This window comes from Streptomyces sp. NPDC101237, from assembly GCF_044767465.1.
Lineage (GTDB): Bacteria > Actinomycetota > Actinomycetes > Streptomycetales > Streptomycetaceae > Streptomyces > Streptomyces gramineus.
In genome coordinates this window covers 31779-58046 of sequence record NZ_JBIWNY010000030.1, presented here as the reverse complement: position 1 = coordinate 58046, position 26268 = coordinate 31779, and the positions used below count along the sequence as shown (strand labels likewise).

Below are 26268 nucleotides of genomic sequence, written 5' to 3'. Positions count from 1 at the left end.
ATGGATCTTGGACTGAAGGACCGGGTGTACGTCGTCACCGGAGCGACCCGGGGGCTCGGCAACGCGACGGCGCGCGAGCTGGTCGCTGACGGGGCGAAGGTCGTGCTGACCGGGCGGGACGAGGAGCGGGTCGCCGCGGCGGTGGCCGAGCTGGGGCCCAACGCGGCGGGCGTCGCGGTGGACAACGCGGAGCCGGACGCGCCGCAGCGGGTGATCTCGGCGGCGCGCGAGCTGTTCGGCCGCTTCGACGGCGTCCTCGTGAGCGTCGGCGGCCCGCCCGCCGGGTTCGTCGCCGACAACACCGACGAGCAGTGGCAGAGCGCCTTCGAGACCGTGTTCCTGGGCGCGGTGCGGCTCGCGCGGGCGGCCGCGGCCGAGCTGGCGGAGGGCGGTGTCATCGGGTTCGTGCTGTCCGCGTCCGTGTACGAGCCGATTCCGGGGCTGACGATCTCGAACGCGCTGCGGCCGGGTCTCGCCGGGTTCGCCAAGTCGCTGGCCGACGAGCTGGGTCCACGCGGGATCCGGGTGGTGGGGCTGCTGCCGTCGCGGATCGACACGGACCGGGTCCGCGAGCTGGACGGGCTGTCGGCGGACCCCGGCGCCACCCGGCTGGAGAACGAGTCCCGGATCCCGCTGCGGCGGTACGGGAAGCCGGAGGAGTTCGGCCGGGTGGGCGCGTTCCTGCTGTCGCCCGCGGCGTCCTACCTGACCGGGATCATGGTGCCGGTCGACGGCGGTATGCGGCACGGGTTCTGACGGCCTGGCTCCCGGCGCGGGTGCGGCCGGCCGGGAGCCGGACGCGGTCTCAGGTGACCCGCTCCGCGCGGTGTTTGACCGAACTCATCCTGACCTCCGCCGGAAGCTTCTTCAGGGCGGCCGAGTCCCGGGCGTGGGCCAGTGCCCGCGTGGTGAGGTCGTCCAGGGCGTCACGCGGCGGCACGTCCGCGTCCAGCCGGAGCCACAGCCGTACCGCCGGGGCCGTCGGCCTGCCGCGCAGGACCGCCTGGGCGTGCGCGACGCCCGCCTGGCGGGCCGCGTCCTCGGCGAGGACCGCCTCCAGCGCCCTGCCGCGCAGCAGCGCGCCCTCGCCGTCCCCGGTGTCGACCACGACCTCGTGCAGACGGCGCCGGCGCAGCTGTGCGGTCAGCCACCACAGGGACAGCAGGACCAGGACGGCGAGGGCGGCCAGGACCGTCGGCCACCACCAGCCCGCGTCCCGCCAGTGGGTGCGTTCGGCGGTGCTCAGCAGGACGTCGTGACGGCCGTCGTGGATCCACCAGGAGGGCGACGGCGCGCCGAGGCCGACGGCCAGGACGGCGCCGCCGAGGACCAGGAGCACCAGGCCCGCCAGCCCCGTCAGTACGCGGTTGATCACCGTGCGCATCGTTCAGCCCTTCCGGCCGGGACGGATGACGTGCAGGGTCAGCCTGGGCGGGTGCGCGAGGCCCAGGCCCTCGATCGCGTCGGTGAGGGCGGCGTCCAGGTCGGCCCGCACCTCGTCGAGTTCACGGAAGTGGGAGACGGCGAGGACGTGGGCGCGGGAGCGGCCCAGCCGTACCCGCACCCGGCGGACGCCCGAGATCTCCATGGCCCGGTCGCGCAGGCTCATCGCGGCCGCGTCGCGGCGCAGCCCGGCGCGCACGTCGGGGTGGCTGCGGCGCATCGGCAGGACGTCCCGCAGGCCCGGTGTCAGGGCCAGGATCAGCAGCCACAGGCCGAGGGCGGCGGCGACGCCCGCGCCGGTGAGGACCCAGGTGTCGTCGAGCGGCCGGGTCGCGAGCTGCCGGGCCAGTACGCGGCGCCAGTGCATCGCCGGGTGGTGGGCGCGCACGGCCCCGATGTCGTAGAGGAGGACGGCCGACGCCGCCAGGAGGACGGCGGCGGCCAGGGCCGCGGGTGCGCGGCGGGGCGACCAGAAGCGGGCGGCGTGGCCGGCCGGGGGCGGCGCGGTCTCGGCGGGCCTCTCGGCGACCTGTGTCGGCTCGGTGCTCATCACGCCCTCCCCGGGGTCTGGGCCGGGTGCAGCCGTTCGACGTGCACGGCGACCTCCCGCACCTCCATGTCCACCAACGCGCCTACCCGCTCGGTCACCTGTCGACGCACGGCCGCGCACCGGGCGCCGACGGCGGACGGATAGTCCAGTTCGAGGTGGACGTGGACCCGGGCGGTGCCGTGGTGGACGACCACCGTGGCGTGCGGCGGCACGGCGTCCTTCGGGAGCGGGCCGAGGACCTCGCGGGCCGCCTGCGCCGCGATCTTCGCCACCACCCGGTCGGCGATCCTGACGGCCCCGCGCTCGCCGGGTGGCACGGCCTTCGCGGGCCGGTGGGTCCCGCCGTTCACGCCGGTCATCGCCGACGGTCGCGGCGGTCGTCGCGGCTGCGGAACAAGTCGCCCGGTTCGAGGTCGCCCTCGGCGAACCTGCCGACGACGAAGCCGACGGCGCCCAGCGCCGCCACCAGGAGGAAGGCGCCGAACCCGCCGAAGTATCCGGCGAAGCCCAGCGCCATGCCGGCGATCATGCCGACCACGGCCAGGTTCATGGTCTGCTCCCCTCAGCCGTCACTGGAGCCGGGACTCCGGCTCCTCTTCCTCTTCTTCGGGCAGCTTCACGTCGCTCACCGCGATGTTGACCTCGACCACTTCGAGTCCGGTCATGCGCTCCACGGCCGCGATCACGTTCTCCCGCACCGCGCGGGCCACGTCGGCGATCGACACGCCGTAGTCCACGACGATCTCCAGGTCGAGCGCGGTCTGCACCTCGCCGACCTCGGCCTTCACGCCTCGGGTGACCGACTTGGAGCCGCCGGGCACCCGGTCGCGCACCACACCGAAGGTGCGGGCGAGTCCGCTGCCCATCGCGTGCACGCCGACCACGTCGCGGGCGGCCAGCCCGGCGATCTTCTCCACCACTCCGTCGGCGATGGTGGTCCGCCCCCGGGTCGCCGGGTCACCGCCCCCGCGTCTGACGGCCCTGCGGGTCTGCGCCGTCGGGTCCTGCGGGTCCTTCTCCGGCTCCGTCGTCATCTCCGTCATCGCCGTGCGCCCCTCTCCGATCGTGGCCTTGCGACCACGGTAAGTGCGGATGCCCGGTCGTGCCCCGATGATGCGGCAGGCTGGAGCAATGACGGACGACCGGTGGACGCGAGCGGTACGGCACGTCCTGGGGCCGGGCAGGCCGCTCCCGCTGGGCGGGCCGCGCGACGGCACCTGGGTGACGGAGGCGGCGGCCGACGCGGTGCTGCGGCGGGCGGCGGCCGGGGTGGCGGGGGTGCGGCTGGGTGCGGTGCGGATCGCGCCGGCGGATCCGCGGGCGGCCCCGGAACCCGTCGTGCCGGCGCCGCCCGGTGCCGTGCCGCCGGGGCCGCTGCGGCTGTCGGCGGACTTCGCGGCGGGCCAGGACGAGCCGCTGCCGACGGCGGCGGAGCGGCTGCGGCGGGTCCTGGCGGCCGCGGCCTCGGCCCGCCTCGGGCTCGCGGTGGCCGAGGTGGATCTGCGGGTGACCGAACTGCTGAGCGCCGGCCCGGCTGCGCCGCGGACGGTGTCTCCGCCCGGCCCGCCGCCGGCCGTCGGGAGCACGGATCCGGACGGGGCGCGGGTGACGGCGGTGGCGCTCGCGGTGCCGGGCGTGACGCGGGTGACGGGAGTGCTGAGCCGGGAGGTGCCCTCCGGGACCGCGCTGCCGCGCCGGCACGTGCGGGTGGAGGTGGCGCTGGCCGGCGGGGGCCGGGCCGCGGACGTGGCACGCGGGGTCCGTACGGCGGTCGGTGCCGCGCTGGACGATCAGCCCACGGTGGCCGTGCTGGTGACCGGTGTCGGCTGAGAGCGCCGGGCGGCGGGGCGGGTGCGCGACCTGCCCCCCGCCGGCACCGGACTACTCGCCCACGCCCGCCAGGTCCCGCAGCCGCCGGGCCTGGGCCTGCCGCTCGGCGGCCCGCTGCTCCTCGTAGCCACGGCCGCTCGCGTCGCGCAGCAGGGCCTTGGTCTCCACCACGGCGTCCCGGGGCGCGGCCAGCAGGGCCGCGGCCAGGTCGCGTACGGCGGCGTCGAGTTCGGCACCGGGCACCGCGAGGTTCGCGAGTCCCGAGGTCACCGCCTCCTCGGCCTGCACGAACCGGCCGGTCGCGCAGATCTCCAGCGCGCGGGCGTAGCCGACGAGCGAGACCAGCGGGTGCGTACCCGTGAGGTCGGGCACCAGGCCGAGGCTGGTCTCGCGCATGGCGAACTGGACGTCGTCCGCGACGACGCGCAGGTCACAGGCGAGGGCCAGCTGGAATCCGGCCCCGATGGCGTGGCCCCGCACGGCGGCGATCGACACCAGGTCGTTGCGCCGCCACCAGGTGAACGCCTCCTGGTACTCGGCGATGGTCGCGTCGAGCCCGGCGTCGTCACGGCGCGCGAGGTCGATGAAGGTCGGCTCTCCCGGGATCCCCTCCGGCGAGAACATCTGCCGGTCGAGGCCCGCGGAGAAGGACTGTCCCTCGCCGCGCAGCACGACGACACGGACCGACCCCGGCAGCGACCGCCCGGCCTCGGCCAACGCCCTCCAGAGAGCGGGACTCTGGGCGTTGCGCTTGGCGGGGTTGGTCAGCGTCACCGTGGCGAGCGCGTCGTCGACGGTGAGCCGTACGCCGTCCTTGTCGAGAACAGGAGCGAGGTCCTGGTCGGGCGAAGCCATGGGGCGCCTCCGATGTGTGCGGTCATGACGCAGTGCCGTGGGGCATGCTAAGTGACTGCACAGTAACCACCCGGCCGATCAGTCGGCCGACCGGGTGGCCACCATCGAAGCCGATGGGCCGCCCGGGGTCAGGACGCGGCTTTCTTGCCCCGCGTCGCCCCGCCACGCCCACGCAGCGTGACACCCGACTCGCTGAGCATCCGGTGGACGAAGCCATACGAGCGGCCGGTCTCCTCGGCCAGCGCCCGGATGCTCGCACCGGAGTCGTACTTCTTCTTCAGGTCTGCCGCGAGCTTGTCGCGCGCGGCGCCGGTCACCCGGCTGCCCTTCTTCAGAGTCTCGGCCACCCGTGCCTCCTCATGGGAAGTGCGCTCTGGTCTCCTCATGATCACCCCTCCGGGGCGCGATGGCCACCCATTCGGCAAGGTCCGTGAGACATCGTTGTGACGACAGGAACCCGTCCCCACAATCGGAATCTTTGATTCCGCCACCGGGCGTCCATGGGGCTGAACGGGCTCCGCCACGAAATGCCAGGTCAGGAACGAAAAACGGCCGGCCCCTCGCAGACGGAGGGGCCGGCCGGGAAATCGGTGTAGGACACACCTCGATACGAGGAGATCTCACACAGATGATGGATCACCGATAGGCCGAATGATCCATAGCCAGTGGATCAGGCATTCGATCAACCCACGGCGACGGGACGGGTTCTCAGGCGAGCGCGACCAGGTCCGCGTAGTCGGCGCCCCACAGGTCCTCGACGCCGTCCGGGAGCAGGATGATCCGCTCGGGCTGGAGCGCCTCGACGGCGCCCTCGTCGTGGGTGACCAGGACCACCGCGCCCTTGTAGGTGTGCAGGGCGCCGAGGATCTCCTCGCGGCTGGCCGGGTCGAGGTTGTTGGTCGGCTCGTCCAGGAGCAGCACGTTCGCCGAGGAGACGACCAGGGTGGCGAGCGCGAGCCGGGTCTTCTCACCGCCGGAGAGCACGCCCGCGGGCTTGTCGACGTCGTCGCCGGAGAACAGGAACGAGCCCAGCACCTTGCGGACCTCGACCAGATCCATGTCGGGCGCGGCCGAGCGCATGTTCTCCAGGACCGTGCGCTCCGGGTCCAGGGTCTCGTGCTCCTGGGCGTAGTAGCCGAGCTTGAGGCCGTGGCCCTCGATCACCTCGCCGGTGTCCGGCTGCTCGACCCCGCCGAGCAGCCGCAGCAGGGTGGTCTTGCCGGCGCCGTTGAGGCCGAGGATGACGACCCGCGAGCCCTTGTCGATGGCCAGGTCGACGTCGGTGAAGATCTCCAGCGAGCCGTACGACTTGGACAGGCCCTCGGCGGTCAGCGGCGTCTTGCCGCAGGGCGCGGGCTCCGGGAAGCGGAGCTTGGCGACCTTGTCGGAGACCCGGACGGCGTCCAGGCCGGCCAGCAGCTTGTCGGCGCGGCGGGCCATGTTCTGCGCGGCGACCGTCTTGGTGGCCTTGGCGCGCATCTTGTCGGCCTGCGAGTGCAGTGCGGCCGCCTTCTTCTCGGCGTTGGCCCGCTCGCGCCTGCGGCGCTTCTCGTCGGCCTCGCGCTGCTGCTGGTAGAGCTTCCAGCCCATGTTGTAGACGTCGATCTGGGAGCGGTTGGCGTCCAGGTAGAAGACCTTGTTGACGACCGTCTCGACCAGGTCGACGTCGTGGGAGATCACGATGAAGCCGCCGCGGTAGGTCTTCAGGTAGTCGCGCAGCCAGACGATCGAGTCGGCGTCGAGGTGGTTGGTCGGCTCGTCCAGCAGCAGCGTGTCCGCGTCCGAGAACAGGATCCGGGCCAGCTCGATACGGCGGCGCTGACCGCCGGAGAGGGTGTGCAGGGGCTGGCCGAGCACCCGGTCGGGCAGGTTGAGCGCGGCGGCGATGGTGGCGGCCTCGGCCTCGGCGGAATACCCGCCCTTGGTGAGGAACTCCGTCTCCTGGCGCTCGTACTGCCGCAGCGCCTTCTCGCGGGTGGCGCCCTGGCCGTTGGCGATGCGCTGTTCGTTCTCGCGCATCTTGCGGATCAGCACGTCGAGGCCGCGGGCGGACAGGACGCGGTCGCGGGCGAGCACGTCGAGGTCGCCGGTACGGGGGTCCTGCGGAAGGTAGCCGACCTCGCCGGAGCGGGTGACGGTGCCCCCGGCGGGGGTGCCCTCGCCGGCCAGCACCTTGGTGAGGGTGGTCTTGCCCGCGCCGTTGCGGCCGACCAGACCGATGCGGTCGCCCTTGGCGACGCGGAAGGTGGCGTTCTCGATGAGGATGCGGGCGCCGGCGCGCAGCTCGATACCGGAGGCGGAGATCACGGACAGACTCCAGGGCGTACGGGGTTTGACGGGTGGGCGGCTGAGGACGTTCCCGCCGTCTAATGCGCGAGGAGAATGGCCATGGGCCAAGTCTAACGGGGCGGCGCAAGGGCTTTTCCGGTGCGCGGGCGTGCGGGGGCGGTGCCGGGGCGGTCGTTGCCGAGGGGCGCGCGGTGCGGGACGATCCGGCCGAGGTCGTCCACGGCGATGAGCTGCGCGGTCCACGCGCCGTCCGCGCAGGGCTGGGCGACGAGCAGGGCCGGGCCGTGACGTACGGCACGTTCGGGACGGAACGCGCAGCCCGCGCGGGCGGGCAGCACCCAGCGCAGGTCGCCGTCGGCGGTGCGGTAGGCGGCGATGCGGTCCGGGGTGACGACCGCGAGGATGCCGCGGCCCAGCGGACGCAGGACGCCGGTGCCGCCCTGGCGGCGGAGCCAGCCGCCGGCCGCGGGCAGGGCCCGGTGCCAGCGCACGGAGCGGCCGTCGGTGTCGGTGACCAGCCCGTCGTCCCACACGGCGATGGCGTGCCCGCGCGCGGGCAGCACGCTCAGCGGACGGCGGCCCGCACGCGCGTACCGCCAGCGCAGGGTCCGTCCGTCGTACGCCTCGACGGCCGCCCCGTGCGCGCGTGCGCTGCGCGCGGCCGGACCCGGGGTGAGGTGGTCGCCGTAGGGGGCGGGGCGGGCCTGCTGGACCGCGCAGAGGACGGCGGCGCCGGCCAGCAGGCCCGCCAGGCGCAGGACGCGGGCGGCGGGGCGGGCGGGCACCGCGCGCGGGACGGCAGCCGGCGTGCGGGGGCCGGTGGAAGCGGCCACCGGGGCGGCCGGACGGGGGCCGGGGGCCGCGGCGGGCCGCGACCGGCGGCCGTCCGCCGCGGCGGAGGGCGGCACCGCTCCGAGTGGCAGAACGGGCACCGCTCCCCCCTTCGGCGCCCAGGGCGGGCGTCCTCGTCCCATGGATCAGGCGCAGAGCGTAGTCACGGCCGTACGGCGGCGGCGGGCGTGACGCGGGGGCGGGACGGGACGTCGCCCGATCGGGCGGTCGCCGGGCCATCGACGCGAAGTGCCGGGCGGGAGGGCGCAAGGTGGATGCAGGGACGGTGCGAGCAGAAGGCGGTGCCCCATGCAGTTCGACGACGACGCGAACCTGGACACCTCCGAGGTGCAGGACGAGCGCGGCAGCCGTGTGCCGGGCGGGCGGGCGACCATCGGCGGCGGCATCGCCGGGCTGATCGCGCTGCTCCTCGGCCTGTTCTTCGGTGTCGGGCCGGACCAGCTGGGGCTCTCCTCGGGCGACAGCGCGCCCTCACCGGCCTCGTCCTCGCTGGCGCAGGTGCAGCAGAGCTGCCGTACCGGGCGGGACGCGAACGCCAGGGAGGACTGCCGGATGGTGGCGGTGGTCAACAGCGTGCAGGACTTCTGGAAGCAGGAGTTCCAGCAGCGCCGCGGCGTCTACACGAACGCGCCGACGGTCTTCTTCACCGGCCGGGTCGCCACCGCGTGCGGTACGGCCACGTCGGCGGTCGGGCCGTTCTACTGCCCGCGCGACCGGAAGGTCTACCTGGACCTCGGGTTCTTCGACGAGCTGCGGTCCAAGTTCGGCGCCAGCGGCGGCCCGTTCGCGCAGGCGTACGTGGTGGCGCACGAGTACGGACACCATGTGCAGGACCTGATGGGCACGTTGAGCAGGTCGCAGGACAACATGACCGGCGCGAACAGCAACGCGGTGCGCGTGGAGCTCCAGGCCGACTGCTACGCCGGGGTGTGGGCACGGCACGCGACGACCACGAAGGACGAGTCGACCGGCCGGCCGCTGATCACCAGCCTGACGGACGCCGACATCCGGGACGGTCTCGACGCGGCGGCGGCCGTGGGCGACGACCGGATCCAGGAGCGGTTCCAGGGCCGGGTGACGCCGGAGACCTGGACGCACGGGTCGGCCAGGCAGCGCCAGGACTGGTTCTACCAGGGATACCGGACCGGTGACATGGCGCAGTGCGACACCTTCCGGTGAGCGCGGCGCCTTCGGCCGCGGCGTTGTCGGTGCCGGGTGCCAGACTGTGCGACGGGCCGGACGACGGCCTGCGAGGGACCGGCACACGAGGGGAGTGATCGGCATGGCAGGCACGACGGGCGGACGGCCGAGCATCTATCCGTCACTGCTGTACGCGGACGCGAAGGCGGCGATCAGACAGCTGACGGAGGCCTTCGGCTTCACGGAGCTGTCGGTGTACGAGGGCGAGGACGGCCTGGTGCTGCACGCCGAACTGGTGCAGGGCAACGGCGCGGTCATGCTGGGGTCCAAGGGCCGCGGCGGCCGTTTCGACGCGGCGCTCGAGGGCGCGGGCCCGACCGGGGTGTACGTCGTGGTGGACGACGTCGACACACACCACCAGCGGGCCGTGGACCACGGCGCGGAGATCCTGATGCCTCCGACGGACCAGGACTACGGGTCGCGGGACTACATGGCCCGGGACGTCGAGGGCAACATCTGGAGCTTCGGCACCTACGCCCCGGAGATAACGGCCTGATCCTCGCCCGCCCCGGCCCGCGCGTCCCGTCAGCCTCCGGTGTGCACCTGGAAGGCGGCCCGGCGGACGGCCTTGGCCAGCGCCGGGTCGGGGTGGGCGGCGGCGAGGGCGACCAGGACCTGCACGGTGCGCGGGTGACCGACGGCGCGCACCTCGTCGAGCAGCACGGGGACGGTGGGCTGCAGCGCCGACTCCAGATGCCGGACCAGCATCGGAGCCTCGCCGTGGTCGGCGACCGCGGCGGCCGTGTCCACCCAGAGCCAGGTGGCCTCCTCGCGGGTGAGCACCTCGTGGGCGTCCTCGGGGTCGACGCCGTCGTGCTCGGCCAGCCACAGCAGCGCGTACGGCCGCAGGGTGGGCTCGTCGACGACCGCGCGGACCTCCGGTTCGGCCGGGGCCCCGACCACGCGCAGCGCCTCGAAGGCCAGACCGCGCAGCAGGGCGTCCTCGCCCCGGGCGGCGGCGACGAGTTCGCCGACGGCGCTGCCGACGGGGCGGGCGGCGAGCCAGGCGCGGTACTCGGCGCGGGCCGCGTTCGGGCGCAGCTGGGCGCAGCCGCGCAGCATCTCCTCGGCGGCGACCTCGATGTTGCCCGCGGGGCTCTGCGCGGCCACGCAGATCTGCTCCAGCTTGACCCAGACCGCCCAGCTGCCCAGCGGGGTGAGGGTGGCCTGGCCGGCGCCGCAGGTCAGCGCGCCGACGGAGGCGAGGGCGTGCAGGGACCAGTCGAGGAGGGGGGCCAGCTCGGCCTCCTCGGCGGGGGCGGGGTCGTCGGCCGGGCCCCGGTCCGCGGGACCTGCGGGCACGGCGGCAGGCACCGGGACGGCGGCGGACGCGTCCACGGCGCCGATCCCGGCCTCCGTCTCGTAGGAGACCTCGCAGCGCTCGGTGCGCAGTTCGGTGACCCGCTGCCGGAGCAGGTCCAGGAGCTGCTCGACCGGGACGGGACCGGCGGACAGCTGGAGGAAGGAGAGCACCTGGGGCATGGCCGAGACGACCTCGGCGACGGCGGCGGCCTCGAACTCGGCCGGCTCGGGATGGGCGAGCGACCAGGCGTCGAAGAGGGCGACCCAGCCGCGCAGCACGGCGCTGTCGTCGCGGTCCCAGGCCCGCAGGCGCCAGCCGGGGCGTGCGCTGTCGCCGTGCACCTCGACCAGGCCGGCGAGGCGGGCGGTGTCCCAGTCGGCGCGGACCTGAGCGAGGGTCAGGCCCAGATCCTCGGACGCGCGTTCGGCGGACGCCTCGGAGAGGGTGGCCTTGCCGTCTCCGGTCACGTCGCTGCCCGGACCCAGGGCCGTGTCCGCCCAGTGGGCGACGCGGGCCGCTCCGGCCAGCCCGGACCGTGCCATTCTGGCCAGCTCGGCGGGGGCCGGGGTGCCCTCGGGCGGGCGGGGTGCGGGGCGGCGCGCGGGCCGCTGGTTCATCGCTCGGGGGGCTGCGGCCAGGGGTCGCGTTCGGACGAGTCGAAGCCTTGAGTCGCGCGGGATACGGGACGTCACGGGTGCAGTCTTCCGGTTGACGGTCCGAAAACCCAAACGGAATGTCACGGCGGGCGACGGGGCTGGCCAACGCACGGGGCCCGAAGGGAGGCGGGGAGACATGTTCAGGCCAGTGGTACGGCCTTAAACGGAACCTCCGCGACCGACTGGAATCAGGGCCTCCGCCTCATGCCGGGAGGAGGCGGGAAGCGGTCCGGGCGCCCGCCGGACACGCCGCGCATCAGATCCCAGCTCGCGGGAGCGGAGATGTGCCGGCATCGCGGGGGCGCCGACGTCACCGGAGAGGCGCCATCACATGAGAGGCGTGAGGAACCGGCGCAGCCGCTCCTCGTACCGCTCGGGGTCGGGGTTCCACATGGCTCCGTGCGGCGCGTCCGGCACGGCGTGCAGGGCGATGAGGTCGGGGTGGCGGGCGGCCAGCCGGCGGGAGTACACCCAGGGGGCCACCGTGTCGTCCGGGCCGTGGACGATCAGGGTGGGCACGACCGGCTGGCCCGCGTCGACGAGGTCGCCGCCGTGGTCGGCGTGCAGGCCCGCGCGGCCCTGGGCGGCGCGCACCGCGAGCGGCAGCAGCGCGTCGGGGGTGTGCCGGGCCCGGGCCAGGGCCCGCAGGGTGACCTCCCAGTTGAGCACCGGCGAGTCCAGGACGAGACCGGAGATCCGCTCGCGCAGGGACGAGTGGGCGGCGGCGCGCAGCGCCATGGTGGCGCCGGTGGACCAGCCGTACAGGACGACACGGCGGGCGCCGTAGCGGACGGCGTAGCGGATCGCCGCGTCCAGGTCGCGCCACTCGCTCTCGCCCAGGTGGCTGAGGCCGTCGGGAGGACGCGGGGCGCCGAGGTCGCCGCGGTAGGCGAGGGCGAGGACCGGCAGGCGGCGGTCGTGCAGGAACCGCATGACGTTCATCGCGAGCTCGCGGGTGGTGCCGAGGCCGTGCACCGCGATCACCCAGGTGTCCCGGTAGCCGGGCACGAACCAGGCGGGCAGCGCGCCGAGTTCGCCGGGGACGTCGATGTCCGCGTGGTCCAGCCCCAGGGCCGCGCCCGGGTTGCCGATGTGGACGTTGGGGGTGAGCCAGACCTTGTCGCCGGCTTCGAGGCTGCCGTGGGTCACCTGCTCCAGCCGCCGTACGACGGTGTCCGGGGTGGTCGCGGCGGACTCCAGGACGGCGCCGACGACCGCGTGGGTGCCGTCGCCGGCCAGGCCGTAGGTGCCGGGGCGCAGCGAGGCGAGGTCCCGGGTGAGGGTGACGCGGCCGGCTCCGGTGCCGTGCACGGTGAGCCGGGGCTCGGTGGGCAGGGGCCGGCCGGGCGCGGCCTTGAGAGCGGCGTCGCTGGCGAACCGCCCCGCGGCCACCCCGGCCGCGCCGGCGGCCAGGACGGCGCCGACGGCGGCCGCGGTGACTTTGACTGGGCGCACCTGTCCAGTGTCGGGGCGGACCGGGACGACGGCCAGCGGAAGGTGCCGCTCGGGTTCAGTCCGGCTGCCGGCCGTACCCGCGCAGGCGCTCGGCCGCCTCGGCCAGCTGGTCCGGCGAGAGCAGGGCGGGGGTCAGGCCGGGCACCGAGGAGGCCGTCAGCCAGACGCGGCACATCCACTCCAGCTGGGCCGTGCGGTCGAGGGCCTGGGCCAGGGTGGCGCCGTAGGTGATCGTGCCGTGGTTCTGGAGGAGGCAGCCGGAGCGTCCCCGCAGGGCGCGGAGCATGCTCTCGGCGAGTGCGTCGGTGCCGTAGGTCGCGTACGGGGCGACCCGGACGGGTCCGCCGAGCGCGGCGGCCATGTAGTGGATCGGCGGGAGTTCCGGGACGAGCGTGGAGACGGCCGTCGCGGCCACCGCGTGGGTGTGCACGATCGCGCCCGCGTCGGTGGTGCCGTAGACCGCGAGGTGCATCGGCAGTTCGCTGGTCGGGACGAGGATGCCGAGGACCTGGCGCCCGGCGAGGTCGACGCCCGTCACGTCGTCGGGGGTGAGGCGGTCGTACGGCACGCCCGACGGTGTCACGAGGACGGTGTCGCCGACCCGGACCGAGACGTTGCCTGAGGTGCCGACGACCAGTCCGTCGGCCACCGTGCGGCGGGCGGTGGCGACGAGTTCGCCCCAGGCCGCCGCCTCCTGGGCGCGCACCTCGCGCCGGGGCGGCCCGGACCCGTCCGGTGCGCCGCCGTGTCCGTCCCGCCCGTCCCGCCGCTGCTCAGCCATGACCCGATCCTGTCAGGCCGCGCTCCCGTCACGCGGGGGCGGCCGGACGGCCGGGTGAGCAGAATCTCCTCGCCGGTGCGGCGAGGAGGCCGAAGGCGTCCGCCGCGGGCCGCCGGGCCAAGGGGCGACAGGCCCGGCGGACCCGCCGGCGGCCGACGGCCGCATCCCTTCCCGCGAGCGGGACCCCGGATGTCGATTTCGGTCACCATGGTGACCGACTCAGTTCATCTTCCGTTCACCCAGGTTGCCTACGGTCCAACAGCCGATGACCTCTAAAGATTGTTCGGGTAAATGGAAAACTTCTCGCTGATCCTCGCGATTGTGGTGGTGACCGCACTTGCGTTTGATTTCACGAACGGTTTCCACGACACCGCCAACGCGATGGCCACGACCATCTCGACCGGTGCGCTCAAGCCCAAGATCGCGGTGACCATGTCCGCCGCGCTCAATCTGGTGGGCGCCTTCCTCTCCGTGGAGGTCGCCAACACGATCTCCAAGGGCCTCGTCGACGAGAACGGCATCCGGCCCGAGGTCATCTTCGCCGCCCTCGTGGGCGCGATCCTCTGGAACCTGGTGACCTGGCTGGTGGGCCTGCCCTCCAGTTCCTCGCACGCCCTGATGGGCGGCCTGGTCGGCGCCACCGTCGCCTCCGCCGGCTTCGGCGCGGTCCACGGGGACGTCCTGGTCACCAAGGTACTGCTGCCCGCGGTCGCCGCCCCCGTCGTCGCGGGTCTGGCGGCGCTGCTCGCCACCCGGCTGTCCTACCGGATCGGCAAGGACGCCGACGACAACGCCACCCGCAAGGGCTTCCGGGCCGGCCAGATAGCCTCCGCCGGCCTGGTCTCCCTCGCGCACGGCACCAACGACGCGCAGAAGACGATGGGCATCATCACCCTCGCGCTGATCGCGGGCGGCTCCATCGCCCCCGGCTCGAACCCTCCCACCTGGGTCATCCTCTCCGCCGGCCTGGCGATCGCGCTCGGCACCTACATCGGCGGCTGGCGGATCATCCGCACCATGGGCAAGGGCCTGACCGACCTCCGGCCGCAGCAGGGCTTCGCCGCCCAGACCAGCGCGGCCACCGCCATCCTGGCCTCCTCCCACCTCGGCTTCTCGCTCTCCACCACGCACGTCGTCTCCGGCTCCGTGATGGGCGCGGGCCTGGGCCGCAAGGGCGGCACGGTCCGCTGGTCCACCGCCACCCGGATGATGGTCGCCTGGGTGCTCACCCTCCCCGCGGCCGCCGTCGTCGGCGCGCTCGCCGAGTCCGTGACGGACCTCGGCGACTGGGGCACCGCGGCGGTCGCCGTCTTCCTCGCCGCCTCCAGCGCCGCCATCTGGAAGCTCTCCCGCCGCCAGGTGGTGGACAGCGCGAACGTCAACGAGACCGACCCCGCGGAGCCGGCCGGCGTGGTCACCGCGGCGATGGCCGCCGTCACCCCGCCGCCCGCGGGCCCGGTCACCGAGAACCTGACGGCCACCATCCCCTCCCCCGCCGCCCCCGCCGCCCCCGCCGCCGACCCGGCCGCGACCGTCTGACACCCGAGGAAGAACCGACATGAACATCGACTGGGCAGCCATCGGCTCCGTCTTCGGCGTCAGCCTCGTGGTCACCGTGGGCATGGTGGCCCTCTTCACCCTCGGCATCAAAGGCCTCTCCGCCCGCGAACGCGCCGTCGCCCAGGGCAACTCCGCGGCGGTGGCCGTGACCGCCGCCTACCTGTGCTTCGCGGCCTGCGCGGTCGCCGTGGCCTACGGCATCCACCTGATCGTCGCCAAGCCCTGACCCGGGCGGGCCGATCGCCCGCACCACCGAAGGCTCCCTCCCGGTCCGCGGGAGGGAGCCTTCGGCGTGCCCCGAGAAGCCCGGGCCGAACCGCCGGTGTGGGCCTTCCCACACACTCCCCTCGCAGGTCAACGGCAAGTTGACGGGTCTTCCGGGGGCGTGGTGGACTTCCGGAGCCAAGTACGGCGGCATGAGAGGAAGCCGGTGCGAATCCGGCGCGGTCCCGCCACTGTCACCGGGGTAGCAGTCCCCGCGAGCCAGGAACTCTCACCGCCGTTCTCGTCGAACCAGGGCGTGGACACCCTGAGTGAGGACAATTCGCCATGCGTGGCTGCCGAACGAGGTTGAGTATCCGGCCACTTCCCGCCTCCGCGGCGGGCTGAGCCGATGGGTGCCGAGCGCGTCTTCGCGTACGGCGCCGCCGCCGGCCTTCTCGGCGACCTGTTGCTCGGCGATCCGCGCCGCGGCCATCCGGTCGCCGCGTTCGGACGCGCGGCCGGAGCCGTCGAGCGGACGCTGTGGCGGGACCATCGCGGCTGGGGCGCGCTGCACACCGCGCTGTGCGCGGGCGGTGCCGTGACGCTGGGCGCGCTGGCCCAGCGGGTCGTACGGCCGTCGACGGCGGCGTCCGTCGTGCTCACCGCGACCGCCACCTGGGCCGTCGTCGGCGGCACGTCGCTCGCCCGTGAGGCGGGTGTGATCGGGCGCGCGCTGCGGGCCGGGGACGTCGAGGCGGCCCGGGCCCGGCTGCCGCACCTGTGCGGACGCGATCCGCAGACCCTGGACGCCGACGGGATCGCCCGCGCCGTCGTGGAGTCCGTGGCCGAGAACACCAGCGACGCCGTCGTGGGCGCGCTGGTGTGGGGAGCCGTCGCCGGAGTGCCGGGGCTGCTCGGCTTCCGGGCCGTCAACACCCTGGACGCCATGGTGGGCCACCGGTCGGCCCGGTACCGGCGGTACGGGTGGGCCTCCGCGCGGCTGGACGACGTGGCGGGCTGGCCGGGAGCCAGGCTCACCGCCGTCCTGGCCGCCGTCGCCGGAACCGACCCGCGAGGGGCCCTGCGGGCCTGGCGGTCCGACGCCGCGAAGCATCCGAGCCCCAACGCCGGTCCGGTGGAGGCGTCGTTCGCGGGCGCCCTCGGGGTACGGCTCGGCGGGACGCTGTCGTACGGAGGTCGGGTCGAGCACCGGCCGGTGCTGAACGGGGAGGGACGGACCGTGGAAGTCGCCGACATCCAGCGGGCGGTGCGGTTGTCGCGCCGGGTGGGATGGCTGGCGCTCGGGGTGAGCGCGGCCGGGGCCCTGCTGCGCGGACGGCTGTCGGGAAGGGCGTCATGAACAACGGCGGTCTCCTGGTGGCCGGCACCACCTCCGACGCCGGCAAGAGCGTCGTCACGGCCGGCATCTGCCGGTGGCTGGTGCGACAGGGCGTCAAGGTCGCGCCGTTCAAGGCGCAGAACATGTCCCTCAACTCCTTCGTCACGCGCGAGGGCGCCGAGATCGGGCGGGCGCAGGCCATGCAGGCGCAGGCCTGCCGGATCGAGCCGACCGCGCTGATGAACCCCGTGCTGCTCAAGCCGGGCGGCGAGCGCAGCAGCCAGGTCGTGCTGCTCGGCAAGCCCGTCGGGGAGATGAGCGCGCGCGGCTACCACGGCGGCCGCCAGCAGCAGTTGCTCGGCACCGTGCTCGACTGCCTCAGCACGCTGCGGAGCACGTATGACGCGGTGATCTGTGAGGGAGCGGGCAGTCCGGCGGAGATCAACCTGCGCCGGACGGACATCGTGAACATGGGGATCGCGCGCAACGCCCACCTTCCCGTGCTCGTCGTCGGCGACATCGACCGCGGCGGCGTCTTCGCCTCCTTCTTCGGCACCGTCGCCCTGCTCTCCCCCGAGGACCAGGCCCTCGTCGCCGGGTTCCTCGTCAACAAGTTCCGCGGCGACGTCTCGCTGCTGGAGCCCGGCCTCGACATGCTGCACGGGCTCACCGGGCGGCACACCTACGGCGTGCTGCCCTTCCGGCACGGGCTCGGGATCGACGAGGAGGACGGGCTGCGGGTCTCCCTGCGGGGCACGGTGCGCGAGTCGAGCCTCGCCCCGCCCGTCGGCGAGGACGTCCTGCGGGTCGCCGTCTGCGCCGTCCCCCTGATGTCCAACTTCACCGACGTGGACGCGCTGGCCGCCGAACCCGGCGTCGTGGTGCGGTTCGTGGACCGCCCGGAGGAACTGGCCGACGCCGACCTCGTCGTCGTCCCCGGCACCCGCGGCACCGTCCGGGCCCTGGAGTGGCTGCACCGGCGCGGCCTCGCGGACGCGCTGCGGCGCCGGGCCGCCGAGGGACGGCCGGTGCTCGGTCTCTGCGGCGGCTTCCAGGTCCTCGGCGAGCGGATCGAGGACGACGTCGAGAGCCGCCGGGGCCTGGTCGACGGGCTCGGCGTGCTGCCCGTGCGGGTCCGGTTCGCCCGCGAGAAGACCCTCACGCGGCCCGTCGGAGAGGCACTCGGCGAGCGGGTCGAGGGGTACGAGATCCATCACGGCGTCGCCGAGGTGACCGGCGGCGAGGCCTTCCTGGACGGCTGCCGGGTCGGGCAGACCTGGGGCACCCACTGGCACGGCTCGCTGGAGTCGGACGGTTTCCGCCGGGCCTTCCTGCGCGAGGTGGCGGCCGCCGCGGGCCGCCGGTTCGTGCCCGCCCCGGACACCTCGTTCGCCGCGCTGCGCGAGGAGCAGCTCGACCGGCTCGGCGACCTGATCGAACAGCACGCGGACACCGACGCGCTCTGGCGGCTCATCGAGTCGGGCGCGCCGCAAGGACTGCCCTTCATTCCACCGGGAGCACCCGCATGAGCACTGTGTTGTTGTTGTCGACAGCCGACACCGATCTGCTGGCGGCCCGCGCCGCCACCGGTGCCGGCTACCGGATCGGCAATCCGACGCGCGTCGACGTCGCGGCGGACCTGCCGGCGCTGATCGACGGCGCGGACATCGCGGTCGTCCGGCTGCTCGGCGGCAAGCGGGCCTGGGAGGACGGGCTGGCCGCGCTCCGGGCGTCCGGCATCCCGACCGTGCTGCTCGGCGGCGAGACCGTGCCGGACGCCGAGCTGATGGCCGACTCCTCGGTGCCGGCCGGTGTGGTCGCGGAGGCGCTGCGCTACCTCGTCGAGGGCGGGCCCGGGAACCTCCTGGAGCTGTCCCGGTTCCTCTCCGACACCGTGCTGCTGACCGGCGAGGGGTTCGCCGAGCCGCGGAAGATGCCCGAGTTCGGCGTGCACGGCGGCTACGAGATCCGCGCGGGCCGCCCCACGGTCGGCGTGCTCTTCTACCGGGCCCACGAACTCGGCGGCAACACCGCCTTCGTGGACACCCTGTGCGAGGCGATCGAGGCGCGGGGCGCCAACGCCCTTCCGGTGTACTGCGGTTCACTGCGCGGAGCGGACGCCGGGCTGTTCGAGATCCTGGCCGGCACCGACGCGCTGGTCGCCACCGTGCTGGCGGCCGGCGGCACCCACGCCTCGCAGGCGTCGGCCGGCGGTGACGAGGAGGCCTGGGACGTCGGGGCGCTCGCCGACCTGGACGTGCCGGTGCTGCAGGGCCTGTGCCTGACCTCCTCCCGGCAGGCCTGGGAGGCGTCCGACGCCGCCCTGTCCCCGATGGACGCGGCCATGCAGGTCGCCATCCCGGAGTTCGACGGCCGTGTGATCACGGTCCCGTTCTCCTTCAAGGAACAGGGCCCCGACGACGTCCCGGTGTACGTCGCCGACCCCGAGCGGGCCGGACGCGTCGCCGGGATCGCCGTACGGCACGCACGGCTCGGGCACAAGCCGAACGCGGACAAGCGCGTCGCGCTGGTCTTCACCGCGTACCCGACCAAGCACTCCCGGGTCGGCAACGCCGTCGGCCTGGACACCCCCGCGTCGGCCGTCCGGGTCCTGGACGCCCTCAAGGAGTCCGGCTACGGCGTCACGGCGTACCCCTCCGGCGGCGACGAGCTGATCCACCGGCTGATCGAGGCCGGCGGGCACGACGTGGAGTGGCTGACCGAGGAGCAGCTCGCCTCGGCGCCCGCGCGGGTGCCGCTCGCCGACTACCGGGCGTGGTTCGAAAAGCTCGACCCACGGCTGCGGGAGGCGATGACCGAGGCGTGGGGCGAGCCGCCGGGCTCCCTCTACGTCGACGGCGAGGACATCGTCCTCGCCTCCCTGCAGTTCGGGAACGTCGTCGTGATGATCCAGCCGCCACGCGGCTTCGGCGAGAACCCGATCGCGATCTACCACGACCCGGACATGCCGCCGTCGCACCACTACATGGCCGCCTACCGCTGGCTGGAGGCCCCGCCGTCGGAGGGGGGCTTCGGCGCGGACGCGATCGTGCACATGGGCAAGCACGGCACGATGGAATGGCTGCCCGGCAAGGGTCTCGGGCTGAGCGCCGGCTGCGCGCCGGACGCGGTCCTCGGCGACCTGCCCCTGATCTACCCGTTCATCGTCAACGACCCCGGCGAGGGCACCCAGGCCAAGCGGCGCGGGCACGCCACCGTCGTGGACCACCTGGTCCCGCCGATGGCCCGCGCCGACACCTACGGCGACCTGGCCAAACTGGAGCAGTTGCTCGACGAGTACGCGCTGGTCTCCGACCTGGACCCGGCGAAGGCGCCGGCCGTGCGCGCGCAGATCTGGACGCTGGTCAAGGCGGCCGAGCTCCACCACGACCTGCACGTCGACGACCAGCCGGACGACGCCGACTTCGACGAGTTCGTCATGCACATCGACGGCTACCTGTGCGAGATCAAGGACGTGCAGATCCGCGACGGCCTGCACATCCTGGGCGGCGGGCCGGCCGGCGAGGCGCGGGTGAACCTGGTGCTGGCCGTGCTGCGGGCCTCCCAGGTGTGGGGCGGACGGGCGAACGCGCTGCCGGGCCTCAGGGCCGCGCTGGCCGCCCACTTCGGCCTGGCCGAGAAGGAACTGCTCGCCGAGCCCGGCGCGCCGGTGAAGGTGCCGGCGGAGCTGTCCGACCTCGTCGAGGGTCCCGCCCGCACCGCCTCCGACGCCGTCGACCTGCTGGAGCAGCTGTGCCGGCGGATCGCGGAGGGGATGGAGGAGCGCGACTGGGCGGTCGCCGAGAGCCGTCCCCTGGTCCGTGCCGTGCTCGGCACCGAACTCCCGGACGCCGTCGCGGTGGTGGAGTTCGCCTGCACGGAGGTCGTGCCCCGGCTGGCCCGCACCACGGACGAGATCGGCCACATCCTCAAGGCCCTCGACGGCGGTTACGTCCCGGCCGGACCGTCCGGCTCCCCGACCCGCGGCCTGGTCAACGTCCTGCCGACCGGCCGGAACTTCTACTCGGTCGACCCCAAGGCCATTCCCTCCCGGCTGAGCTGGGAGGTCGGCCAGTCGCTCGCCGACTCGCTGGTGCAGCGCTACCTCCAGGACACCGGCGACTACCCGAAGTCCGTCGGACTGACGGTGTGGGGCACCTCCGCGATGCGCACCCAGGGCGACGACATCGCCGAGATCCTGGCGCTGCTGGGCTGCCGTCCGGTCTGGGACGACGCCTCCCGGCGCGTCACCGGCTTCGAGGTGGTCCCGCTCGGCGAACTCGGCCGGCCCCGCATCGACGTGACCGTCCGCATCTCCGGCTTCTTCCGGGACGCGTTCCCGCACGTGGTCGGGCTGATCGACGACGCCGTACGCGCGGTCGCCGAACTGGACGAACCCGCCGAGAGCAACTTCGTGCGCGCCCACGCCGACGAGGACACCGCCGGGCACGGCGACCGGCGGCGCGCCACCGCCCGCGTCTTCGGCTCCAAGCCCGGCGCGTACGGCGCCGGCCTGCTGCCGCTGATCGACGCCCGCAACTGGCGCTCCGACGCCGACCTCGCCGAGGTGTACGCGGTCTGGGGCGGGTACGCCTACGGGCGCGGGCTGGACGGGCGGGCGGCGCGCGGGGACATGGAGACCGCGTTCCGGCGGATCGCGGTCGCCGCGAAGAACGTGGACACCCGTGAGCACGACCTCGTCGACGCCGACGACTACTTCCAGTACCACGGCGGGATGGTGGCGATGGTCCGCCATCTGACGGGCGAGAACCCCGAGGCGTACGTCGGCGACTCGGCCACCCCCGACCAGGTGCGCACCCGCACCCTCGGCGAGGAGACCCACCGGGTCTTCCGGGCCCGGGTGGTCAACCCGCGCTGGATGGCGGCCATGCGCCGGCACGGCTACAAGGGCGCCTTCGAGATGGCGGCGACCGTCGACTACCTCTTCGGCTACGACGCCACCGCGGGGGTCGTGGACGACTGGATGTACGAGAAACTCAGCGCGGAGTACGTCTTCGACGCGGAGAACCGGGACTTCATGAAGAAGTCCAACCCGTGGGCGCTGCGCGGCATCACCGAACGGCTCCTGGAAGCCGCCGACCGGGGCCTGTGGGCCGAACCGGACGCGGACACCCTGGAGCGGCTGCGCGCCACCTACCTGGAGCTGGAAGGCGACTTGGAGGGCGACCAGTGACCACCCCCTTCCCCTTTACGGCCGTCGTGGGCCAGGACGATCTGCGGCTGGCGCTGCTGCTGAACGCCGTCTCGCCGGCGGTCGGCGGTGTGCTCGTGCGCGGCGAGAAGGGCACCGCCAAGTCCACCGCGGTACGCGCCCTGTCGGTGCTGCTGCCGACCGTGGACGTGGTCGCGGGCTGCCGCTTCTCCTGCGACCCGGCCGCCCCGGACCCGGCCTGCCCGGACGGCCCTCACAACCCGCCCGGTGCCTTCGAGACGCGCCCGGCCCGCATGGTCGAACTGCCGGTCGGCGCCTCCGAGGACCGGCTGGTCGGCGCCCTCGACATCGAACGGGCCCTGGCGGAGGGCGTGAAGGCTTTCGAGCCGGGCCTGCTGGCGGACGCGCACCGGGGCATCCTCTACGTCGACGAGGTCAACCTCCTCCACGACCATCTGGTCGACCTGCTGCTGGACGCGGCGGCGATGGGAGCGTCGTACGTGGAGCGCGAGGGCGTCTCGGTGCGGCACGCCGCGAAGTTCCTGCTCGTGGGCACCATGAACCCCGAAGAGGGCGAGCTGCGGCCGCAGTTGCTGGACCGGTTCGGCCTCACCGTGGAGGTGGCCGCCTCGCGCGAGCCCGACCAGCGGGTGGAGGTGGTCCGCAGGCGGCTCGCCCACGACGACGACCCGGCGGGTTTCGCGGCCCGGTGGGCCGACGAGGAGGCCGCGGTACGGCAACGGATCGTCGCGGCAAGGGCGTTGCTGCCGTCGGTGCGCCTGGGCGACGGGGCACTGCGGCAGATCGCGGCGACCTGCGCGGCCTTCGAGGTGGACGGCATGCGCGCCGACATCGTGATGGCGAGGACGGCGACCGCGCTGGCCGCGTGGGCCGGGCGGACCGACGTGCTGGCGGAGGACGTCCGGCAGGCCGCGCTGCTCGCGCTGCCGCACCGCAGGCGCCGCAACCCCTTCGACGCGCCGGGCCTCGACGAGGACAAGCTGGACCGGACGCTGGAGGAGTTCTCCGGCGAGGACGGGGACGAGGATCCCGATCCGGACGGTCCCGGCGGGGGCGGCGGCGGGCCGGCGCCCGACGACGGCGGCCCGCAGGGCGGCGACACGGGTGCCCGGCCCGAGGCGGGCGAGGACGGCGAGCCGCAGGCCTCGGGCGGCTCCGGCGAGCAGGCGCCGACGCGGGCCGCCGAGCCGTTCCGTACCAAGGTGCTGACCGTGCCGGGGATCGGCGCGGGCGCCGCCGGGCGGCGGTCCCGGGCGCGCACCGAGCACGGGCGGACGACGGGCGCGCGGCGGCCCCGGGGCGCCCTGACCAAGCTGCACCTGGCGGCCACCGTGCAGGCCGCGGCCCCGCACCAGCGGGCGCGCGGGCGGTCGGGTCCCGGCCTGGTGGTCCGGCGGGACGATCTGCGCCAGGCGAGCCGGGAGGGCCGCGAGGGCAACCTCGTGCTGTTCGTGGTCGACGCGTCCGGGTCGATGGCGGCCCGGCAGCGGATGAGCGCCGTGAAGGGTGCCGTGCTGTCGCTGCTGCTCGACGCCTACCAGCGGCGCGACAAGGTGGGTCTGGTGACCTTCCGTGGCTCGGCCGCCGACGTGGCGCTGCCGCCGACCTCGTCGGTGGACGCGGCCGCGGCCCGTCTGGAGGCGCTGCCCACCGGCGGGCGCACCCCGCTGGCCGCGGGACTGCTCAAGGCGCACGAGGTGCTGCGGGTGGAGCGGCTGCGGGACCCGGCGCGGCGCGCGCTGGTGGTCGTGGTGACGGACGGACGGGCCACCGGCGGTCCCGAGCCGGTCGCGCTGGCGGGCCGGGCGGCCCGGCTGTTCGCGGCCGACGGAGTGGCCGCGGTGGTCGTGGACTGCGAGTCGGGCCCGGTGCGTCTCGGGCTCGCCGGAGAGCTGGCGGCCGAGCTGGGCGGTGCCGCGGTGACGCTCGACGCGTTGCGCGCGGACTCGATCGCCGGGCTGGTCAAGGACGTGCAGAGGAGGGCCGCGTAATGCCGCAGGGACAGCCGAGTGTCGTACCGGACGACGGACTGACGACCCGTCAGCGCCGCAACCGGCCGCTGGTCGTCGTGCACACGGGTGTCGGCAAGGGGAAGTCCACCGCCGCGTTCGGGCTCGCGCTGCGCGCCTGGAACCAGGGGTGGCCGGTCGGGGTGTTCCAGTTCGTCAAGTCGGCGAAGTGGAAGGTCGGCGAGGAGCGGGCGCTGCGGGTGCTCGGCGACAGCGGGGAGGGCGGGACCGTCGCCTGGCACAAGATGGGCGAGGGCTGGTCCTGGGTCCAGCGCGACGCGCAGATGGACAACGAGGAGAAGGCCCGCGAGGGCTGGGAGCAGGTCAAGCGGGACCTGGCGGCGCAGACGTACCAGCTGTACGTGCTCGACGAGTTCGCGTACCCGATGCACTGGGGATGGGTGGACACCGACGAGGTCGTCGAGGTGCTGCGCGGCCGGCCCGGGAACCAGCACGTGGTGATCACCGGGCGGAACGCGCCGGAGAGGCTGGTGGACCTCGCCGACCTCGTCACCGACATGTCCAAGGTCAAGCACCCGATGGACGTGGGGCAGAAGGGGCAGAGGGGCATCGAGTGGTGACGTCCTCCGTCCCCCGGCTGGTCGTCGCCGCGCCGTCGTCCGGCAGCGGCAAGACCACCGTCGCCACGGGGCTGATGGCCGCGTTCGCCGCGCGGGGACTCGCCGTGTCCCCGCACAAGGTCGGACCGGACTACATCGACCCCGGGTACCACGCGCTCGCGACCGGGCGGGTGGGACGCAACCTCGACGCGTACCTGTGCGGCCCCGAGCTGATCGGGCCGCTGTTCGCGCACGGGGCGCGCGGGTGTGACATCGCCGTCGTCGAGGGCGTGATGGGGCTGTACGACGGGGCCGCGGGGGAAGGCGAGCTGGCGTCCACCGCCCATGTCGCCAAGCTGCTCGGCGCCCCGGTGGTGCTGGTGGTGGACGCGTCGTCGCAGTCGCGGTCGGTGGCCGCGCTGGTGCACGGCTTCGCCTCCTGGGACCCGCGGGTCCGGGTCGGCGGCGTGATCCTGAACAAGGTGGCGTCGGACCGGCACGAGGAACTGCTGCGGGAGGCGCTGGAGTCCGCCGGGGTGCCGGTGTTCGGGGTGCTGCGGCGGCTCCCCCAGGTGGACACGCCCTCCCGGCACCTGGGGCTGGTGCCGGTCGCCGAGCGGCGCGTGGCGGCGGTGGACGCGGTGGCGGCGATGGCCGCGCAGGTCGCCGACGGCTGCGACCTCCCGGCGCTGCTGGAGCTGGCGCGGGGTGCGCGGGAGGTGCCGGGTGCGGCCTGGGACGCCGCAGAGGCGGTCTCCGGTGCCGCCGCCGCGGGGGCGCCGCTCCGGGCCGGCGGGCCTCCGGGGACGCCGGACGAGGCGTCGTCCGGGAAGGCGGGCGGGCCGGTCGTCGCCGTCGCCGCCGGGGCCGCCTTCACCTTCTCCTACGCCGAGCACACCGAGCTGCTGGCCGCCGCCGGGGCCGAGGTGGTGCCGTTCGACCCGCTGCGGGACGAACGGCTCCCGGACGGGACGGCCGGGCTGGTCGTCGGCGGAGGCTTCCCCGAGGTGTACGCCGCCGAGCTGTCCGCCAACGAGCCGCTGCGCGAGGCGGTCGCCGCCCTCGCGGCCCGCGGCGCCCCGGTGGCCGCCGAGTGCGCCGGGCTGCTGTACCTGTGCCGTGAGCTGGACGGGCTGCCGATGTGCGGGGTGCTGGACGCGGGCGCGCGGATGTCCGAACGGCTCACCCTGGGCTACCGGGACGCGGTCGCCGTGCACGACAGCGTGCTGGCCGCCGCCGGAACGCGGATGCGCGGGCACGAGTTCCACCGGACCGTGGTCGAGCCGGGAGCGGGCGCGACGCCCGCGTGGGGAGTACGTGCCCCCCAGCCGCGCGTCGAGGGTCATGTACAGCGGGGTGTGCACGCGAGTTACCTGCACACGCACTGGGCGTCCGAGCCCGGTGTGGCCCGGAGGTTCGTGGAGAGGTGCCGGACGTCATGAGCAACAGGCTGATCGGGGTCGGGGTGGGTCCGGGCGACCCCGAGCTGGTGACCGTGAAGGGCGTGGGCGCCCTGCGCGCGGCCGACGTCGTCGTGGTGCCCGTGATGGACACCGGGGAGCGGGGCCGTGCCGAGGCCACCGTGCTGCACTACGTGGGCGCCGAGAAGGTCGTCCGGGTCGTGTTCGCGCTGAACGAGCGCAGCGACCGGGGGCGGCGCGAGGCCGCCTGGGACGCGGCGGGCGCCACGGTCGCCGAGCTGCTGCGCGGGCACGGCACGGTCGCGTTCGCCACCATCGGGGACCCGAACGTCTACTCGACCTTCACCTACCTCGCGCAGACCATCGCCGGGCTGGTCCCGGGCGTCGTCGTGGAGACCGTGCCCGGCATCACCGCCATGCAGGACCTCGCCGCCCGCTCCGGTGCCGTGCTCGCCGAGGGGACCGAGCCGCTGACGCTGGTGCCGGTGACGGCGGGCGCCGAGGTGCTGAAGGACGCGCTGAGCGGGCCGGGGACGGTCGTCGCGTACAAGTTCGGGCGGCACGCCGCCGCGGTCGCCGAGGCGCTGCGGGAGACCGGGCGGACCGGGGACGCCGTGTGGGGATCGGCGCTGGGCCTGGACGAGGAGTCCATCCGGCCCGCCGCCGACCTCGACGGCGCCCCGCTGCCGTACCTCTCCACGCTCATCGCGCCGCCGCGCCGGGACGGCGGCAGAGGCGGGAAACTGTGACCGCCCCGGCGCGCCCGG

At 74.4% G+C, this 26268-nt stretch carries 25 protein-coding genes and 1 riboswitch; of the genes, 13 read left to right on the top strand and 12 right to left on the bottom strand.

Annotated elements, in window-relative coordinates:
• On the top strand, positions 1 to 756 hold the full coding sequence (locus tag ACIRQ9_RS33920) for an SDR family oxidoreductase (protein WP_404182373.1): 756 nt from the start codon (positions 1 to 3) through the stop codon (positions 754 to 756).
• A 49-nt stretch (positions 757 to 805) separates the two neighbouring features.
• On the opposite strand, the gene amaP is transcribed toward ACIRQ9_RS33920, so the two are convergent.
• Genes amaP through ACIRQ9_RS33895 form a run of 5 tightly spaced genes read right to left on the bottom strand, consistent with a single transcriptional unit; the run spans position 806 to position 3036 of the window.
• Positions 806 to 1384, bottom strand: coding sequence for an alkaline shock response membrane anchor protein AmaP (gene amaP, locus ACIRQ9_RS33915; RefSeq protein ID WP_404182370.1), 579 nt, complete (start codon positions 1382 to 1384; stop codon positions 806 to 808).
• Between the two features lie 3 nt (positions 1385 to 1387).
• A complete protein-coding gene (locus ACIRQ9_RS33910; RefSeq protein ID WP_404182367.1) occupies positions 1388 to 1993 on the bottom strand; it encodes a DUF6286 domain-containing protein in 606 nt (201 codons plus the stop codon).
• Positions 1993 to 2352 carry an Asp23/Gls24 family envelope stress response protein gene (locus tag ACIRQ9_RS33905; protein ID WP_404182365.1) on the bottom strand — a complete coding sequence of 120 codons (360 nt, stop codon included), beginning with the start codon at positions 2350 to 2352 and terminating at the stop codon, positions 1993 to 1995. The genes ACIRQ9_RS33910 and ACIRQ9_RS33905 overlap by 1 nt, the downstream gene beginning before the upstream one ends.
• A complete protein-coding gene (locus ACIRQ9_RS33900; protein WP_404182362.1) occupies positions 2349 to 2543 on the bottom strand; it encodes a hypothetical protein in 195 nt (64 codons plus the stop codon). The genes ACIRQ9_RS33905 and ACIRQ9_RS33900 overlap by 4 nt, the downstream gene beginning before the upstream one ends.
• A gap of 19 nt (positions 2544 to 2562) precedes the next feature.
• Positions 2563 to 3036 carry an Asp23/Gls24 family envelope stress response protein gene (locus ACIRQ9_RS33895; protein WP_404182359.1) on the bottom strand — a complete coding sequence of 158 codons (474 nt, stop codon included), beginning with the start codon at positions 3034 to 3036 and terminating at the stop codon, positions 2563 to 2565.
• Positions 3037 to 3124: 88 nt separating this feature from the next.
• On the opposite strand from ACIRQ9_RS33895, the gene ACIRQ9_RS33890 reads away from it, so the two are divergent.
• Positions 3125 to 3823 carry a nucleopolyhedrovirus P10 family protein gene (locus ACIRQ9_RS33890; protein WP_404182356.1) on the top strand — a complete coding sequence of 233 codons (699 nt, stop codon included), beginning with the start codon at positions 3125 to 3127 and terminating at the stop codon, positions 3821 to 3823.
• Between the two features lie 51 nt (positions 3824 to 3874).
• Here ACIRQ9_RS33890 and ACIRQ9_RS33885 read toward each other — a convergent pair whose 3' ends face one another.
• From ACIRQ9_RS33885 to ACIRQ9_RS33870, 4 genes are all read right to left on the bottom strand, one after another.
• Entirely contained in the window at positions 3875 to 4678 is an 804-nt protein-coding gene (locus ACIRQ9_RS33885) for an enoyl-CoA hydratase/isomerase family protein (protein ID WP_404182353.1), read from the bottom strand.
• Between the two features lie 128 nt (positions 4679 to 4806).
• A complete protein-coding gene (locus tag ACIRQ9_RS33880; RefSeq protein WP_046727957.1) occupies positions 4807 to 5025 on the bottom strand; it encodes a helix-turn-helix domain-containing protein in 219 nt (72 codons plus the stop codon).
• Positions 5026 to 5386: 361 nt separating this feature from the next.
• The gene (locus ACIRQ9_RS33875) at positions 5387 to 6985 is read right to left on the bottom strand and encodes an ABC-F family ATP-binding cassette domain-containing protein (RefSeq protein ID WP_404182350.1); all 1599 of its coding nucleotides are present in this window, start codon (positions 6983 to 6985) and stop codon (positions 5387 to 5389) included.
• A 92-nt stretch (positions 6986 to 7077) separates the two neighbouring features.
• Positions 7078 to 7899, bottom strand: coding sequence for a hypothetical protein (locus ACIRQ9_RS33870; RefSeq protein ID WP_404182347.1), 822 nt, complete (start codon positions 7897 to 7899; stop codon positions 7078 to 7080).
• Positions 7900 to 8107: 208 nt separating this feature from the next.
• Between ACIRQ9_RS33870 and ACIRQ9_RS33865 the strand changes: the two genes are divergently transcribed.
• Both ACIRQ9_RS33865 and ACIRQ9_RS33860 read left to right on the top strand, forming a co-directional pair.
• A complete protein-coding gene (locus ACIRQ9_RS33865) occupies positions 8108 to 8998 on the top strand; it encodes a neutral zinc metallopeptidase (protein ID WP_404182344.1) in 891 nt (296 codons plus the stop codon).
• A 103-nt stretch (positions 8999 to 9101) separates the two neighbouring features.
• Positions 9102 to 9515 carry a VOC family protein gene (locus tag ACIRQ9_RS33860; protein ID WP_404182341.1) on the top strand — a complete coding sequence of 138 codons (414 nt, stop codon included), beginning with the start codon at positions 9102 to 9104 and terminating at the stop codon, positions 9513 to 9515.
• Positions 9516 to 9544: 29 nt separating this feature from the next.
• On the opposite strand, the gene ACIRQ9_RS33855 is transcribed toward ACIRQ9_RS33860, so the two are convergent.
• From ACIRQ9_RS33855 to ACIRQ9_RS33845, 3 genes are all read right to left on the bottom strand, one after another.
• Positions 9545 to 10939, bottom strand: coding sequence for a hypothetical protein (locus ACIRQ9_RS33855; protein WP_404182338.1), 1395 nt, complete (start codon positions 10937 to 10939; stop codon positions 9545 to 9547).
• Positions 10940 to 11305: 366 nt separating this feature from the next.
• Positions 11306 to 12433 carry an alpha/beta hydrolase family protein gene (locus tag ACIRQ9_RS33850; protein WP_404182335.1) on the bottom strand — a complete coding sequence of 376 codons (1128 nt, stop codon included), beginning with the start codon at positions 12431 to 12433 and terminating at the stop codon, positions 11306 to 11308.
• Between the two features lie 55 nt (positions 12434 to 12488).
• Positions 12489 to 13214 carry a class II aldolase/adducin family protein gene (locus tag ACIRQ9_RS33845; protein WP_404182332.1) on the bottom strand — a complete coding sequence of 242 codons (726 nt, stop codon included), beginning with the start codon at positions 13212 to 13214 and terminating at the stop codon, positions 12489 to 12491.
• Positions 13215 to 13505: 291 nt separating this feature from the next.
• On the opposite strand from ACIRQ9_RS33845, the gene ACIRQ9_RS33840 reads away from it, so the two are divergent.
• The 9 genes from ACIRQ9_RS33840 (at position 13506) to cobI (ending at position 26250) form a co-directional block, all read left to right on the top strand.
• Complete coding sequence (locus ACIRQ9_RS33840) at positions 13506 to 14753, top strand: anion permease (protein WP_404182329.1); 1248 nt, start codon at positions 13506 to 13508, stop codon at positions 14751 to 14753.
• Between the two features lie 19 nt (positions 14754 to 14772).
• Positions 14773 to 15000 carry a hypothetical protein gene (locus ACIRQ9_RS33835; RefSeq protein WP_404182326.1) on the top strand — a complete coding sequence of 76 codons (228 nt, stop codon included), beginning with the start codon at positions 14773 to 14775 and terminating at the stop codon, positions 14998 to 15000.
• 144 nt (positions 15001 to 15144) lie between these two features.
• Positions 15145 to 15289: riboswitch (cobalamin riboswitch) on the top strand.
• Between the two features lie 98 nt (positions 15290 to 15387).
• Positions 15388 to 16338, top strand: a complete 951-nt coding sequence (locus ACIRQ9_RS33830) for a cobalamin biosynthesis protein (protein WP_404182323.1) — start codon at positions 15388 to 15390, stop codon at positions 16336 to 16338.
• Entirely contained in the window at positions 16335 to 17846 is a 1512-nt protein-coding gene (locus tag ACIRQ9_RS33825) for a cobyric acid synthase (protein WP_404182320.1), read from the top strand. Before ACIRQ9_RS33830 ends, ACIRQ9_RS33825 begins: the two co-directional genes overlap by 4 nt.
• A complete protein-coding gene (cobN, locus tag ACIRQ9_RS33820; RefSeq protein WP_404182317.1) occupies positions 17843 to 21511 on the top strand; it encodes a cobaltochelatase subunit CobN in 3669 nt (1222 codons plus the stop codon). The genes ACIRQ9_RS33825 and cobN overlap by 4 nt, the downstream gene beginning before the upstream one ends.
• Positions 21508 to 23502, top strand: coding sequence for a putative cobaltochelatase (locus ACIRQ9_RS33815; protein ID WP_404182314.1), 1995 nt, complete (start codon positions 21508 to 21510; stop codon positions 23500 to 23502). The genes cobN and ACIRQ9_RS33815 overlap by 4 nt, the downstream gene beginning before the upstream one ends.
• A complete protein-coding gene (gene cobO / locus ACIRQ9_RS33810) occupies positions 23502 to 24101 on the top strand; it encodes a cob(I)yrinic acid a,c-diamide adenosyltransferase (RefSeq protein WP_404182311.1) in 600 nt (199 codons plus the stop codon). The genes ACIRQ9_RS33815 and cobO overlap by 1 nt, the downstream gene beginning before the upstream one ends.
• Positions 24098 to 25522: a cobyrinate a,c-diamide synthase gene (locus ACIRQ9_RS33805; protein ID WP_404182308.1), complete on the top strand. Its 1425-nt coding sequence runs from the start codon at positions 24098 to 24100 to the stop codon at positions 25520 to 25522. Before cobO ends, ACIRQ9_RS33805 begins: the two co-directional genes overlap by 4 nt.
• Positions 25519 to 26250, top strand: a complete 732-nt coding sequence (cobI, locus tag ACIRQ9_RS33800) for a precorrin-2 C(20)-methyltransferase (protein ID WP_404182305.1) — start codon at positions 25519 to 25521, stop codon at positions 26248 to 26250. The genes ACIRQ9_RS33805 and cobI overlap by 4 nt, the downstream gene beginning before the upstream one ends.
• The last annotated feature ends 18 nt before the right edge of the window (positions 26251 to 26268 follow it).